The organism is Candidatus Formimonas warabiya, assembly GCF_002777255.1.
Taxonomy (GTDB): domain Bacteria; phylum Bacillota; class Dehalobacteriia; order Dehalobacteriales; family Dehalobacteriaceae; genus Formimonas; species Formimonas warabiya.
In genome coordinates, this window is the sequence record NZ_CP017634.1 from 158,826 (window position 1) to 173,848 (window position 15,023).

At 46.2% G+C, this 15,023-nt stretch carries 11 protein-coding genes and 1 pseudogene; 8 read left to right on the top strand and 4 right to left on the bottom strand.

All coding sequences use genetic code 11. The features are described 5' to 3' along the window. Positions 1–78 precede the first annotated feature (78 nt). The 4 genes from DCMF_RS00730 to DCMF_RS00745 are packed head-to-tail and all read right to left on the bottom strand — an operon-like array spanning position 79 to position 2,832. Positions 79–846 carry an ABC transporter permease gene (locus DCMF_RS00730; protein WP_148132655.1) on the bottom strand — a complete coding sequence of 256 codons (768 nt, stop codon included), beginning with the start codon at positions 844–846 and terminating at the stop codon, positions 79–81. Next, on the bottom strand, positions 847–1,608 hold the full coding sequence (locus DCMF_RS00735) for an ABC transporter ATP-binding protein (protein WP_148132656.1): 762 nt from the start codon (positions 1,606–1,608) through the stop codon (positions 847–849). A gap of 13 nt (positions 1,609–1,621) precedes the next feature. Beyond that, positions 1,622–2,488, bottom strand: coding sequence for a pentapeptide repeat-containing protein (locus DCMF_RS00740; RefSeq protein ID WP_148132657.1), 867 nt, complete (start codon positions 2,486–2,488; stop codon positions 1,622–1,624). 14 nt (positions 2,489–2,502) lie between these two features. Further along, the gene (locus tag DCMF_RS00745) at positions 2,503–2,832 is read right to left on the bottom strand and encodes a PadR family transcriptional regulator (protein WP_148132658.1); all 330 of its coding nucleotides are present in this window, start codon (positions 2,830–2,832) and stop codon (positions 2,503–2,505) included. 346 nt (positions 2,833–3,178) lie between these two features. On the opposite strand from DCMF_RS00745, the gene DCMF_RS00750 reads away from it, so the two are divergent. The 8 genes and pseudogenes from DCMF_RS00750 to DCMF_RS00785 all read left to right on the top strand — a co-directional run bounded on the left by DCMF_RS00750 (position 3,179) and on the right by DCMF_RS00785 (position 14,754). After that, on the top strand, positions 3,179–3,499 hold the full coding sequence (locus DCMF_RS00750) for a PadR family transcriptional regulator (RefSeq protein WP_148132659.1): 321 nt from the start codon (positions 3,179–3,181) through the stop codon (positions 3,497–3,499). Beyond that, positions 3,492–3,743, top strand: coding sequence for a DUF2812 domain-containing protein (locus DCMF_RS00755; RefSeq protein ID WP_148132660.1), 252 nt, complete (start codon positions 3,492–3,494; stop codon positions 3,741–3,743). Before DCMF_RS00750 ends, DCMF_RS00755 begins: the two co-directional genes overlap by 8 nt. Before the next feature lie 23 nt (positions 3,744–3,766). Then, positions 3,767–4,366 carry a putative immunity protein gene (locus tag DCMF_RS00760; RefSeq protein ID WP_148132661.1) on the top strand — a complete coding sequence of 200 codons (600 nt, stop codon included), beginning with the start codon at positions 3,767–3,769 and terminating at the stop codon, positions 4,364–4,366. Positions 4,367–4,740: 374 nt separating this feature from the next. Continuing rightward, positions 4,741–5,949 carry a macrolide efflux MFS transporter Mef(A) gene (mef(A), locus tag DCMF_RS00765; protein WP_418219615.1) on the top strand — a complete coding sequence of 403 codons (1,209 nt, stop codon included), beginning with the start codon at positions 4,741–4,743 and terminating at the stop codon, positions 5,947–5,949. 250 nt (positions 5,950–6,199) lie between these two features. After that, positions 6,200–8,811, top strand: a pseudogene (gene ppsA / locus DCMF_RS00770) (phosphoenolpyruvate synthase). A 161-nt stretch (positions 8,812–8,972) separates the two neighbouring features. After that, positions 8,973–12,788 (top strand): helix-turn-helix transcriptional regulator, encoded by a 3,816-nt coding sequence (locus DCMF_RS00775; RefSeq protein WP_148132662.1) that lies wholly within the window; start codon positions 8,973–8,975, stop codon positions 12,786–12,788. A gap of 257 nt (positions 12,789–13,045) precedes the next feature. Then, on the top strand, positions 13,046–13,405 hold the full coding sequence (locus DCMF_RS00780) for an acetolactate decarboxylase (protein ID WP_148132663.1): 360 nt from the start codon (positions 13,046–13,048) through the stop codon (positions 13,403–13,405). Positions 13,406–13,620: 215 nt separating this feature from the next. Then, positions 13,621–14,754 carry a carcinine hydrolase/isopenicillin-N N-acyltransferase family protein gene (locus DCMF_RS00785; RefSeq protein ID WP_148132664.1) on the top strand — a complete coding sequence of 378 codons (1,134 nt, stop codon included), beginning with the start codon at positions 13,621–13,623 and terminating at the stop codon, positions 14,752–14,754. Positions 14,755–15,023 lie beyond the last annotated feature (269 nt).

Genomic DNA, 15,023 nt, shown 5'->3' on the forward strand with positions numbered 1-15,023 from the left:
GAGTGTTTTGTGTTTTTATAAATGAGATTTGGGAGTTGCCTCTATATACTCGAGATTCGATACAAAAATGTTGAATTTTTACACCCGCTTTTTATACGCTCTCATCGCGAAGATATATGCCACAAGCGTAATTCCGATACACCACGCAAGTGCGACCCAGATATCATTGCCCACCGGCTGACTTGACAGTAGTGCACGGATGGCTTCTACGATAGAGGTCACCGGCTGGTTTTCAGCAAAGGCACGAACGACTGATGGCATCGTCTCGGTCGGCACAAAGGCCGAGCTGATAAATGGCAGGAAGAGAAGTGGATAGGAAAAGGCGCTTGCACCGTCCACTGATTTTGCGGACAGTCCGGCAATCGCCGCGATCCAAGTCAAGGCTAGCGTAAACAGCGCGAGTATACCGGCTACAGCGAGCCATGACAGTACCCCCGCCGACGAGCGAAAGCCCATAACGAGTGCTACGAGAATGATGACGACAACAGAAATGGCGTTGGATACCAGCGAGGTCAGCACGTGCCCCCACAGCACGGTGGAACGCGCAATGGGCATAGAGTGGAACCGCTCAAATATGCCCCGTTGCATATCCATAAACAGGCGGAAAGCCGTATAGGCTATACCGCTTGCAATAGCGATCAGCAGGATACCGGGCAACAGGTAATTCACATAGTTTTCTGTACCGGTTTGAATTGCGCCGCCGAACACATAAACGAACAACAACATAAATGCGATCGGCATGATGGTGACCGTGATAATGGTGTCCATGCTGCGCAAAATATGGCGCATGGAACGTCCAAGCATAACACCCATATCGCTGAAAAAGTGCTTCTTTATCGCTTCCATTTATTTTTTCTCCTTTTTACCGATGATTGCGAGGAAGGTCTCCTCTAATGTAGGTTGTTTTTCAACATATTCCACCTTAGCAGGCGGGAGCAGCTTCTTTAGCTCCGCGAGCGTACCGTTGGCGATAATCCTGCCCTCGTGCAGAATGGCAATCCGATCGGCAAGCTGTTCAGCCTCCTCTAGATACTGTGTGGTCAGGAATACCGTCGTACCGCCGACGGCAAGCTCTTTTACAATCTTCCAAACCTCGATGCGCGCCTCTGGGTCAAGCCCGGTTGTAGGCTCATCTAAGAAAATGAGCTGCGGTTTTCCCACAAGACTCATGGCAAGGTCCAGCCTGCGGCGCATACCACCCGAATAAGTAGACACCCTGCGGTCGGCGGCGTCTGTTAAGCCGAAGCGTTTCAGCAAATCGTCCGCAACCTGACGCGGATTTTTGAGATGCCGCAGTTTGGCAATCATGATCAGGTTTTCCCGCCCAGTCAAAATCTCGTCCACGGCCGCAAATTGTCCGGTAAGACTGATCGACTGCCTCACATTTTCAGACTTTGATACAACATCGAATCCGTTTACGGTGGCAGTTCCGCTGTCTTGTTTCAGCAACGTAGTGAGAATTTTTACAATCGTTGTCTTGCCCGCGCCGTTGGAACCGAGCAGGGCGAAAATATTTCCCCTTTCCACCTCAAAATCTACGCCCTTTAGAACATGAAGCTGTTTATAAGATTTTTGCAATCCTTTTACTTGAATTGAATTGTTTGGCATATTCTTCTCCTCCTTATATGACAGTAACCTTTGATAAATCAGCCTCCATGCCTTTGAGCGCGGCATAGGTCAGCTTATCCATCATCGCGCCGTCAAAGCAGATGGTTTTAATGGCACGGTAATATTTCTTGGAAAAGGTATACCCTGAAAGAAAGGACACATTTTTGAGTGTCGCACCCTTAAACGTAACATCGCTCAAGGCGGCTTTGTCAAACTTAACGCTGATAAAGGTCTGCCCGTCAAAACACAGCCCCCGCAGGTCGGAATACTTGAAATCCACGCCGTTAAAGATACAACCTTCAAAGAATGTTTTTCTGAGGTCGGTCATGGTCAGATTGACGTCGGTGAGTTTTACGCCCATGAATTTTGTTCTCATCAGCCCCGACATGCTGAAGTTGGTGCGCACAAGGATGGATTTACGGAAGCTCGCACCCACAAGGTCAATGGCGGATAGGTTGCAGTCTGTCAGATTTGTGCAGTCAAAATTAGCTTCACGCACATCGCTGCCCATAAACGAGCTTCCGGTTAAGTCCGCACCCGCAAAGTCGGAGCCGCGTAGCGCACTCCCTGTGAATTTTCCTTTATGCGCGATAACACCCGCAAAGTCGCTCATTGGCAGATTGCTCGCACTAAAGTTTGTCAATACCTGACGCTCCAGAAAGCGGGAGAGGTTAGCGACCTCCTGCACCGTTTGCTCAATGTCACCGATGCTGTCAATGGTCATCTCAAAAGCTGTTTCATCGTCCTTGCCCTCGGCCTTTAGCTCACGGAACCGCTCCTGCAAATCGGAGAGCAGATCGTCCTTTAGTTCGGCGACGCTTTTTACCCCGTCGTAGGGCGCAAAAACGCCGTTCAAATAGTTTATTAATTTCTTACTCATCTCATCACATCTCCTTACAATAAGTTATCCAGTACGCGCTTTGCGTACTCCCAATTGCTTTTATTGCTGGTGTAAGTGGCCTTACCCTTTGCGGTAATCCGAAAATACTTACGCCGTCCGCCCTGGGATTCATCGCCCCAATACCACTCGATATCGCCGTCTGCCTCAAGCCGCCGGACGCTGGAATACATCGTGGCTTCCTTTAATTCATACTCACCGCCCGAGCGCTCGGCAATCAGCTTGACAATTTCATAGCCATAGCGGTCCGCTTCGGATAAGAGCCGTAAAATCATCGTATCGGTGTGCCCGCGCAGCAGGTCGGATGTGATTTTGTTCTCACTCATATTATCACCTCTGTATCAGCATTATACATCACAGTACAATGACTGTCAAAGTAATGTTTCTATTATTATACCATGAAAGATTTTACACATAATGAAAGGTAGCTATGCCGGATGAATTTACCGCCAACTCCAACGTACACGGCAGCACCTAAATTACATTTGGAAGTCAAGATTCCGCATTTGTTGTCATGCCGAATTTCAACATATTCGTAGATTACATTAAGGATTTTTAATAATGAATCTCTATTGACACATTTACACGTTGCCATTAATATTATGTTATGCGATATATCGCATAACATAATATTAATGTATCATGGAATAAATTTAGTGAGGAAGGTATCCTATGCCATATACAAGCGGGCCGATGACGGAGGCAATGTATTACGTACTTCTTGCGCTGATGAACCCCAATCACGGTTATAAGCTCATAAATGCTATATCGCAGGTGTCAAACGGACGTATGCAAATGGGTCCGGGAACCCTATACGGTGTGCTGACCAGGCTTCAGAAAGACGGGCTTATTGTCATTGTACAAGACGACGGAAGGCGGAAGGTTTATGCTATAACCGAAACTGGTAAGACAGCCCTTAAAGATGAATATAACCGGCTCATTGCCATGGTACAAGACGGTATTGTGCTCAAGGGGGAGAACGAGGATGAGTAAAACAGTCAGAAGATTTATGCAGGACGATATCTGGAACCTGGGAAGAAATGAATCATGGTTCTCCGATATGGCTAAGAAGGGATTGCATCTGCGCCGAATTGGGCTTTTTTTCGCTACCTTTGAGAAGGCAGAACCCCAAAAAACAAAATTCTCGTTTGGAAATGAAGTCATCTATGTAGAGTATTTTGGCAAGGCGCAGGCGGAGGATATTATTGCGTTGCTGCCACAAGCGTTCGCTAAGTAAGAGTCTGGGAGGAAATTAATACTATGTTTTCAGATGTAGAAATCAAATTGAAGAAAAGAAATAAAATACTGTTTTCCCGTGACAGTCAGTGCTTACAAGGGTTGATAAAACTAATTCAATTACAGAATCACCGAACTCTTGTGATGTGGGCATTGGATTGTGCAAAACTGCCTTTGGAGCAATTTGAAGCAAAGTATGCCGATGAACGAAGACCCAGAACCTGTTTAGAGCTTTGTGAGGCTTGGGCAAGGAGTAGAATCAAAATGCCAATAGCTAAGAGAGCTATATTAGATGCACATGCTGTAGCAAAAGAGATTAACGATGACGAATACGGTGCATTATCTCACGCAATTGGTCATGCGGGTGCTACCGTTCATGTTGAAACACATGCTTTAGGTCTGGCTATTTATGAACTAACGGCTATTGTTTTGAAGTACTGCAGGGATGAATACCAAAAACCTGTTAGCGAAAAGATTGATTACTATTGTCAGCGCCTTCTTTATTGGCAAAACAATACCGATATACTTGGATATGAGTGGGCTGACTTTTTAGCTGATGATACCCGTCCGAACAAGGAAAAATTATTAAGCGAAAAACGAAAGTCGCAGCAACAAGGATTGTGAGCATAATCCTTTTTTTGTATTTTTTACATAATATCAATTTTGAATTGACAGTAATATTATATTGATGATAATATATTTTGGAATTCAGAGAATTAAAGGAGGACATTTATCTATGTATTCTGTTCGTTTAAGATAAGCAGGCAATAAAAAGTGGTAAAAACATCCTTAATGGTGGGCTTTTTTGTTGTGCTTATTTTGCGAATTGAGACATAGATAGGGGTGAAGTGTAACCATCTGAGGTTATACGTTTTTTACCAATGTCTTTTTAACGTTAATATGCAGACTAAAGCCCGCATTACGGATTTTAGCCTGCATTTTTTATTGCCAAAAATCAGAATGAAAACAACATTAAAAAGTGCAAGGAGAGAAAAGATATGATAAATAAAACTTCAAAATGGAAACAAGATTTTTTTACAATATGGGCGGGACAGGCAATTTCACTTATTACTAGTGCCATCCTGCAAATGGCGATAATTTTTTATCTTACAGAAAGCACAGGATCTGCGCTGGTGCTATCAATTGCTTCGTTAGTTGGGTTCCTGCCATACGCAGTCTTTGGGCCTGTGATAGGCGTATTTGTCGACCGCTATGATAGAAAAAAGATAATGATTGGTGCTGATTTAATTATTGCTGCAGCTAGCGCTCTAATGGCTATTATTGCTTTGTATATGGAGTTACCGGTCTGGATGGTTATGATAGTATTGTTTATCCGGAGCATTGGAACAGCTTTTCATTCCCCAGCACTAAGTGCTGTTACGCCTCTATTAGTACCAGAAGAACAGCTAACCAAATGCGCAGGTTACAGCCAGTCATTGCAGTCCATAAGCTATATTCTTAGTCCTGCTGCTGCGGCGTTTTTATATTCTGTTTGGGAATTAAATGCGATTATAGCCATCGATGTGCTGGGTGCTGTGATAGCATGTATCACGGTGGCGCTTGTACGAATTCCCAAGCTAAGTCTAGAGCAACAAAGCTTGAATCGAAATTTTATGAAAGAGATGAAAGAAGGACTTGTTGTTTTGAAAGAAAACAAAGGATTATTTGCATTGCTGCTTATAGGCACACTATATATGTTTGTTTATATGCCAATCAATGCACTTTATCCTTTAATCAGCATGGAATATTTTGCTGGAACACCGATACATGTCTCTATTACCGAAATCGCTTATGCTTCCGGTATGTTGGCAGGTGGTTTGCTATTAGGACTATTTGGTAACTTTAAAAAGCGAATCATATTAATAACAGCATCTATTTTTATGATGGGAGCTAGTTTGACCATTTCAGGGTTACTTCCCCCAAGTGGATTTGTGATATTTGTAGTCTGCTGTGCAATTATGGGACTATCAGTTCCGTTTTACAGCGGTGTTCAGACAGCTCTTTTTCAAGAAAAAATTAAACCTGAATATTTAGGACGTGTGTTTTCTCTGACTGGGAGCATCATGTCTCTGGCTATGCCCGTTGGTTTAATCCTTTCTGGATTCTTTGCTGATAAAATCGGTGTAAATCATTGGTTTCTAATATCGGGTATGTTAATTATCGGCATTGCTGTCATTTGTCCGTTGGTGACCGATATTAGGAATTAGTCCTCTCCACTTTAATTATAACATATAAAAAATTGTAAATGCAGACTATTTGTTCCGGTGTGCTACTGCTATAATGCAATAGTATCTTAATGAGATTTATAAACAACCTCAAGAAAGAAATTGATGGGGTATATAGAATATTTGCAAAAGGTACATTATAGATAGGCTAGTACAATACTCCGGTTAATCGTCTTAGCCCGAAGGATGTCATCAAAATTATCAAAGAAGAATTGCCAAAGGAGGTAAACATATGAGTTCCTATGTGCTTGGTTTTCAGGGCATTGACAAAACAAAACTCATGGTTGTTGGGGGTAAAGGCGCGAACTTGGGGGAACTTTCGAAGATTGAAGGAATACGCGTACCGGATGGCTTTTGTATTTCCACTGAAGCCTTTAAAAGAATCATTGGGGAAACGTCGTCGATTAACGAATTACTTGATCAGTTATCGCTTCTAAAGGTGGAAGACCGGGATAAAATCGGCGAACTCAGCAGTGAGATTCGCTTACGTCTCGAAGGGATAGCCATCCCTGAAGACATTCATGAAGAGATTACCCGCCTTCTCTCCGGGCTTGGAGAAAAAAATGCCTATGCAGTACGATCCAGCGCAACTGCAGAGGATTTACCGACGGCCTCCTTTGCAGGCCAGCAGGATACGTATTTGAACATTGTCGGCAAGAAAGCAATCCTAAAGCATATCAGCAAGTGCTGGGCATCGCTGTTTACCGAGAGGGCAGTAATTTACCGCCTGCAAAACGGCTTCGACCACCGTAAAGTCCACCTGTCTGTGGTTATTCAGAAGATGGTCTTCCCGCAGGCGGCAGGAATTTTGTTTACTGCCGATCCCGTCACTTCTAATAGGAAGGTGCTATCCATTGATGCCAGCTTCGGACTTGGCGAGGCCTTGGTCTCCGGCCTGGTGAATGCTGATATCTATAAAGTGTGTAACGGCAAGGTTATCGATAAGAAGATATCAACCAAGAAGCTGGCTATTTATGCCTTAAATGATAGCGGTACGAAAGAACAGGAGATTGAGCCTGAGCAGCAGAATAGGCAAGCGCTGACGGATGCGCAGATTCTGGAGCTTGAGCACATGGGCAGAAAGATCGAAGAACATTTCGGCTGCCCCCAGGACATCGAATGGTGTTTGGCTGATGATATATTCTATATTGTCCAGAGCCGGCCAATCACTACTTTATACCCCATCCCTGAAGCAGATGATCAGGAAAATCACGTTTATGTATCTGCCGGTCATCAACAGATGATGACCGACCCCATAAAACCATTGGGATTGTCTTTCTTCCTGTTAACGACTCCTGCACCCATGCGTAAAGCTGGGGGAAGGTTGTTTGTTGATGTTACACATATGCTGGCTTCACCTGACAGCAGAGAAATTTTTTTAGATACCATGGGGCAACACGATCCGCTCATGAAAGACGCGCTCATGACCATTATAGAGCGAGATTTTATAAAATCGTTGCCAAATGATAAAAAAGAACCTAGCCCCGGTAAAAGAAATAAAGTTATGTCGACTTCGGGTTTTCGAACACAAATCGAAAACGATCCGACAATCGTTTCTGATTTGATTAAGCGCAGTCAAACATCGGTAGAAGAGTTAAAACAAAACATCCAAAGGTCATCAGGATCGGATTTATTTGATTTTATTCTGGAAGATATCCAGGAGTTAAAGAAGATTTTATCTGACCCGCAAAGTTCGAGTGTGTTTATGGCTGCTATGGATGCTTCGTCATGGCTCAATGAAAAAATGATGGAGTGGCTAGGTGAAAAAAACACAGCAGACACCATTTCTCAATCTGTACCAAACAATATTACTTCGGAAATGGGTTTGGCGCTATTGGATGTGGCCGATGTGATTCGTCCTTATCCGGAAGTAATTGATTATTTACAACATATTAAAGATGATAACTTCTTGGACGAACTGGTTAAGCTTAATGGTGGACAGGAAACCCAAGACGCTATCTTTGCTTATCTCAACAAATACGGAATGCGATGTGCCGGGGAAATCGATATTACGAAAACTCGTTGGAGCGAAAAACCAACTACCCTTATCCCCATGATTCTCAGTAATATCAAAAACTTTGAGCCTAATGCCGGCCATCGGAAATTTGAGCAAGGGCGACAGGAAGCTTTGAAAAAAGAACAAGAGTTATTAGTTCGATTGAAGCAATTACCGGATGGTGAACAAAAAGCCAAAGAAACAAAACGAATGATCAGCCTCATCCGGAATTTCATCGGTTATCGTGAATATCCCAAATACGGCATGATTAATCGCTACTTCGTTTATAAGCAGGCTTTACTGAAAGAAGCCGAACAACTCGTTCAAGCCAGCGTATTCATGAAAAAGAAGATATATACTATCTCACTTTTGCAGAACTCCACGAAGTCGTGCGCACAAATAAACTGGATTATCAGATCGTAAGCATTCGAAAGGACGAGTACAAATTATATGAAAAACTAACTCCCCCACGTGTTATCACGTCTGATGGTGAAATCATTGCAGGAGCGTACAAACGAGAGAATCTCCCAGCGGCCGCTATTGTAGGTCTGCCTGTTTCTTCCGGAGTAATAGAGGGACGAGCACGTGTCATCTTAAACATGGAAGAGGCTGAACTGGAAGATGGAGATATATTAGTTACCTCCTTTACTGACCCTAGCTGGACACCATTGTTTGTATCCATAAAAGGCTTAGTCACCGAGGTTGGTGGACTGATGACCCATGGAGCAGTTATCGCACGTGAATATGGCTTACCGGCAGTTGTCGGAGTAGAAAATGCTACCAAACTGATAAAAGATGGGCAACGAATCTGCGTGCATGGAACAGAAGGGTATGTAGAAATCCTATAAGGGGGAAGATGTTGTCTTCCTCCTGGTGAAGTTCAGGATTGATGTTGCGATGCATAGCTGAATTAATTACTAAAACGACAATATTTATTAAAATAATCATGAACAGTTCCCACATATGGTAAAATGAGAGAAAAGCGTAAAATTCCGGGGGCCTTTGTGGGATGAATAATACGTGTCTTGATCCGAACAAAAAAGCGAATGAAGAAGTTAAGGAAAGAATCAACCGGATCATGGTCGGCCGTTTCGGGGAGATGAAAATGTTCCAGAAACAGTTCGACCGGGTTCTGGAAGGCGGGATGGGCTTAACCGTTGTTTCTGGGCGGCCGGGTATCGGCAAGACTTTTTTCGCGGAGCGGGCCGTTTCTCTGTCTACGGGCGGCAACGCCACCTACCTGCATGGTAAATTCCGGCAGTACGAAAACACGCCACTCCTCACCGTATCCGAAGTGATCGAACAGGCGGTAAAGCATCTTCTTACCCTGCCCGCGGAACCCTTAAGACGCATCCAAAACGATTTAAGCCAAAGTTTAAATACTGACGCGGCCATCATCCTGGCGGTCTGTCCCTACGCGGGTATCCTGCTGGGGCCGCGCAAGGCCATAAACACGGATAGCCTGGAGCAGCTCAAATACAGGGTCAGGAAAGCGGTGGGCAAGTTTCTGGAGATTGTGTCCACTGCGCTCTTCCCGCTGGTCATCTTCTTCGACGATCTGCAATGGGCCGATACCCTTTCCCTTTATGTGATCAAAAGTTTTTGCCGGGATTACGGGTATTTCAACCTGCATCTGATTCTGGCCTACAAGGATTCAGCCGCCGGCAAAGTAAATATAGACCCGGCTAAATTCCCGGCAGGCGAAGATAGTTTTATCGGGCTCGGCGGGCTTGACCTTGAAGACATTGAGCGCTACCTCCGGCTGGTCTTTCGGCAGGATATCGAGCACAAAGACTATTTGACCAGAATCTTATACGGGCTGACCCTGGGCAATCCCTTTAACCTGGACAGGATATTGAGACTGCTGCTCAAGGAAAACGCTGTCGTTTATTCCCAGGCCCAAAAGTGGCTGGTCCGGCCGGATAAGATAGACAAATTAAATTTACCCGCCGATATCGAGCGGCTCCTCCAAGCGCAGATCGACGGACTAAAAAGTGAGGACAAAAAGCTCCTGGAGCTCATTGCCTGCTGCGGCGGGGAAGTCAAGCTCGGGCTGCTGGCGCGGCTAACGGCGGGGGATGGTGCAGCGGATAATACCCCGGCGGTGGACGCTTCCTTGAAGAAACGGCTGGACCGGTTGTGCCAAAATTCCCTGCTGGCCGTGAACCGCCAGGGCGGCGGATTACAGGCGGAAACCGGCTACGGATTTCCCCACGATATTGTTTTACGGCTTGTTTATCATATGCTCACGCCTGAAGAGAAATCCGGCCTCCATTACCATATCGCCGGGATCTTAAGCGCGCTGAGCGATGAGAGCGCAGAGCCGATCGCCGGACCGTCCGCCGATCTGGCTGTCGCCGGCCACCTTTTACATGTCGACAGGAATTTACTAAGAAAAGACGATGCCTCCAAATGGATCGGCACGCTCTACCGGGCCGGCCGCGCCGCAAGACAGGGGGCGGCGGTGGAACAGGCGCTGGAGATTTTCGGGCGTTGCGCCGAACTCCTCTCCGCCGGCGATGATACGGCGGCCGCTGACCTGGTGCTCGACGTCCGTCTGGAACTTGGGGAATGCCAATATATTTGCGGGCAGGCGGAGGAAGCCGGGCAAAGCTTCGAAGCACTGATAGCCGAATACCCGGCAGTCGCCTGCCAGGTCAGGATCAAACGGAAGTACATCAACCTCTGCGCCTTTAACGGCGACTTCGAGAAAGTCATGGCTCTGGGGCTTGAAATCCTTAACCACCTGGATTTTAAGGTTGACCTCAAATCTCTGATTCCCGACCTGATCAAAAGCCGGCTGCTGCTTAACAGCCGCAAAATCCGCTGGCTTAAAGACGCGCCTGCCATCACGGATGAAAGATTGCTCGTGATCCTGGAAACCCTGACGGTGATGGCGCCGTCCGCCAACCGCATCGGGGACAGGATGTCCGCGCTCATCGCCCTAAAACTGACGATCCTCTCCGCGCGGCACGGGAATTCCGATTACGCGCCGGTAGCTTATGCCTCTTATGTCTATGTCCTTTTCCATCTCTTAAAGGACCCGGAAAAAGGCAGAGAACTGGAGGATGTAACCCTTACGTTTCTGGAGAAGAGCGAGAGCGTATCATCCAGGTACGTCGCCCTCTGCATCATTGGCTCGCTTACCCGCCACTGGGCGCATTCTCTGGCGGACACCATCGCCTGCCTGGAGCGGTCCGTCACGGAAGGAGAAAAGGCGGACGCCTCCCTTTACAGCAGCTATGCCATTACCTTCAGCGTTATCACGCGCTTCATGACGGGCGCACCGCTGCGGGAATTAAAACAGTACATCGCCAATAACCGCAGCCGGCGGAAAAGACTGGAGCATTATCTTACCAATCATATCTATGCCGTCTACGAAAATCAGATCCGCTGGCTTGAGGAAGGCGCTGCCGCGGGTGACGAAGCCTTGTTTGCGGAGGAAGACCGGGATAAGAAGCTGTTTGCCGACACCATCAAATTAAACGGGGATATGATCCGCCTGCAGCGGCTGTACCTGGAGGGCCAAACGCGGGAAGCCTATGGTCTGGCCGAAGAGATTGGGCCGGAGGTGAGTCTGCACAAAGGTTTTGTTTTAAACGTGGAATTCCTTTTCTATAGCATCCTCTCCCGGCTGGCCGTCCACCGGGATTTGAGCGGGACGGAAAAGCGGCGCAATAAACAATTGATGAAGAGACAATTAAACGAACTGCAATACTGGATCCGGGTTTATCAGGGCAACCATAAGGCCAGGTATCTTTTGGCGCGGGCCGAATACGATGCGCAGTTTAACGGGGGAAAACTTGCGCCCGGACTTTACCGGGAAGCCATGGAATTCGCGCAGCGGCAGGGGAACCTGGCGCTTGAAGCGCTGGCCAATCTGCTGGCGGCCAGGTTTCACCGCGCCGACCGCAAGCTTTCCGGGTTTTACGCCTCGGAAGCCGCCGGCCTGTACCGAAAATGGGGCGCCTCCGCGCTCGCCGCCGCGGTTGCGGCAGGCTGGAAGCTGGAGGCTTCCACGGCAGAAAATCCTGCCGGACTGAGTGAAGATGCCGCCTCCTCCGAAATGCCCCCCGCGGCCAAAACGTACGCCGACGACAGAGATATTTTATCTCACTTGGGCCGGATAGAAAAAATGGACGAAGACGAGGGATACCTGTACCTGCTCGACCTGCTCATCCGGCGGGGCGACGTTGATTACTGCGCCGTCTTTTTTGAGAAGACGGAGGATATGTACCTGAAATATGAGCAAAGAAAAACAAGCGGGCCGCAAATTCACCAGGAGCCCATAAATATGAACCACTTAAGCGGTTTTCCCCATAAGATCATCCGCTACGCAGCCAGGACGGAAACGGAAATCCTGTTGGGAACAAAAGATCGGGACGGATTGTTTGCCAACGATCCTTACCTTGCGGCTGAAGATCAGCTGTCTTTGGCCTGTCTGCCCTTAAGATACGCCGGCGTGCTCGCCGGGATCATTTACCTGGAAAAAACAGACGGGGAAGGGTTGGGAGGCAGCCTGCCGTCCTTTGTAAAAGGGTTCGTCCCGGCGCTTTTAGCCAAAAGAGTTAACGGCAGCGCCATATTTACAGAACTGAGGCCAGAGTCACCGGCCGTCCGGAAGACGGAAGAGCTGACCGGACGGGAGCTGGAAGTCTTAAGGATGGTGGCGAAGGGGATGTCGAATTCCGAAATCAGTAAGAAACTTTACATCACCTTAGGGACGGTCAGGAACCATCTGAGCAGTATTTACGCCAAACTGGAAGTGGATAACCGGGTCAAAGCGGTGATGAGGGCCAAAGAGCTGCAAATTATTCATTTATAACTTCGCTGGGATGTCCTCCACCTCTAAGCTTTAGCGTAGGTGGGGGTTCCGATTTGCGAACAAGCGGTGGGCATATCCCCCGCTTCGTTGAAACGCGCAGAGGTAAGAAAAAATTTCTACAAACGAAATTTTTTCTACCGTTGCGTTATAAAGCTATTAACCCTGCCGGAAAGCGCAGGGGTATTTTTTTATAAAAATATGATTTTCGTCACATGTAAATAAAAGAGGCGTTATCTATAATTTAAAGAGTCAAAGCCATGAATGCCGCGGGCTACCACCTGCATTTCCTGACGGAAGACGGTACGAAGGGCGGCTATGTCCTGGAATGCGCCCTGTGTGAAGGGATGGCGGCGGCGGACCTGACGGCCGGGTTTGCCATGCTGCTGCCGCAGAATGAGGCGGTAACTGAGCCAAGAGGGGAGGATACAAAGATGGATCCGAAAGAGAAAAAAATCAAACGCCTGGAAATCGAAGATTTGGCTGACGTACGCGGCGGGTCGTTCATACCTCTGCCCGGCTGTCCGGACCAGGGAACGTCCAAATGCACCGAAAACCCCTATACCTGCGGCACGCAGGACAAAAACAAAAACCTGTGCACCTTTGAAGCGCTGTCATAGGACCGTCCCCGCGATTCCCCCGTGCAACCTGCTTTACAAAAGGAATATAATTGCAAATATCATAGGACCCTTGAGGAGATAAAAAGATGGCATACGATAAAAAAGCGAGAATAGATGAGCTTATAGAAAAATTATGTTTGCAGCCAGTTTGGCAGTGACTACATCAATTTATTAGGTTATACTTTTTACAGTAATAGGTATTGGAGGGGGAAGCCTTGAAAATAAAAAAGAAATATATCATTATACCGGCAGCCACCATACTGATATTTGCTGCAATGCTATTATCTTTTAATTTTGATAAAATTGCTTCGCTAATCATTCCGACACTTATGGAAATTAACGTTTCATCTCTTAATTCGGATGAAAATAGGACGCTTGACAGCCTGAGGAAAGTTGACAACCACCCGCTTTATGTGATGGATTTCTATGGTGATCACTCGCAGTACCTAAAGCTCAAAGACAAGTACTATTGGTATATGGGCATACCAAAACCGAAATGCAGCACTTTCGCAATTAAGGGTCCAAATGGGGATTCTTTTTTCGGCCGCAATAACGATAATGTGGATTCCCCTGTCCTGCTAATTTTTACCCACCCAAAGAACGGATATGCTTCGGTGAGCATCGCTATGATCAACGATCTATATGGTTTTGATACCGGAAATAAAACGCCGCTGGATTCCAGAGAGGTTTCCACCCGGTTACTGTATGCGCCGTATACCATAAGCGATGGGATGAACGAATGGGGGCTGACGATCGGCGACATGTCTGTGCATGTAGATCCTAAAGTGATAATAGATCCGAAGAAGGAAACTATGATCGAAGGTGAAATGAAACGCTATATTCTTGACCATGCCAAAAATACGGATGGAGCAATCGAAATATTATCAAAGTATAACATCCATTTTCCAAGGGAGTTAGGACATTTGTTGATATCCGATCCGTCGGGAAACTCAGCCGTTGTCGAATGGCCTGACGGTCATATGCAAGTTATCAGGAACAAAGGGACGTGGATGGCTGCAACTAATTTCACGCTATATGGCTCTGAAGATACAATAAAGAAATACAAAAATGAATATGCGACAACCGGAAAGATATCAAACGATACGCCTGGGAAAAATTACTGGAGGTATATTACGCTGGCAGATAACCTGGATAAAATGTACAATGAAAAAATAAACGCAAGGGATGCAATGGATTTATTAAGTAAAGTATCGCTTGTCAGAACAAAGGATTTGGATTGGCCTACTCAATGGTCGGTAGTATATAATATGAAATCCGGTGAAATAAGCATCGCAATGGGTAGAAACTATGACAATGTACATCATTTTAAGCTGGAAATGAAAAAGTAATATTAGGAAAGCAAATGGCTTAATAAATTACATTAAAACAGAATTAACAAAACGGTTGGCATTAAACATGCACAGAACCAGAGAATTCCTTGAACGAGGAAAAGGAAAACCATTGCTGGCCTAAAGGGTGTTCAAACGCCCTTTTTTCTTTATTCTGCACAATCTGCACTTATTCGTGAAATTTTAACTTTTTCGTAATGAATTTTAAGTATTTTGTAAAGCACTGCAACTCAAAACTTGGTATGGTGAGAAGGAAGAAATGGCTATGA

What these genes read in the sequence shown, in the direction of transcription:
- DCMF_RS00735 (WP_148132656.1), bottom strand. Translation starts at nt 1,608, where the DNA reads ATGCCAAACAATTCAATTCAAGTAAAAGGATTGCAAAAATCTTATAAA.
- DCMF_RS00755 (WP_148132660.1), top strand. Translation starts at nt 3,492, where the DNA reads ATGAGTAAAACAGTCAGAAGATTTATGCAGGACGATATCTGGAACCTG.
- DCMF_RS00750 (WP_148132659.1), top strand. Translation starts at nt 3,179, where the DNA reads ATGCCATATACAAGCGGGCCGATGACGGAGGCAATGTATTACGTACTT.
- DCMF_RS00730 (WP_148132655.1), bottom strand. Translation starts at nt 846, where the DNA reads ATGGAAGCGATAAAGAAGCACTTTTTCAGCGATATGGGTGTTATGCTT.
- DCMF_RS00780 (WP_148132663.1), top strand. Translation starts at nt 13,046, where the DNA reads ATGAATGCCGCGGGCTACCACCTGCATTTCCTGACGGAAGACGGTACG.
- DCMF_RS00760 (WP_148132661.1), top strand. Translation starts at nt 3,767, where the DNA reads ATGTTTTCAGATGTAGAAATCAAATTGAAGAAAAGAAATAAAATACTG.
- DCMF_RS00745 (WP_148132658.1), bottom strand. Translation starts at nt 2,832, where the DNA reads ATGAGTGAGAACAAAATCACATCCGACCTGCTGCGCGGGCACACCGAT.
- DCMF_RS00740 (WP_148132657.1), bottom strand. Translation starts at nt 2,488, where the DNA reads ATGAGTAAGAAATTAATAAACTATTTGAACGGCGTTTTTGCGCCCTAC.
- DCMF_RS00775 (WP_148132662.1), top strand. Translation starts at nt 8,973, where the DNA reads ATGAATAATACGTGTCTTGATCCGAACAAAAAAGCGAATGAAGAAGTT.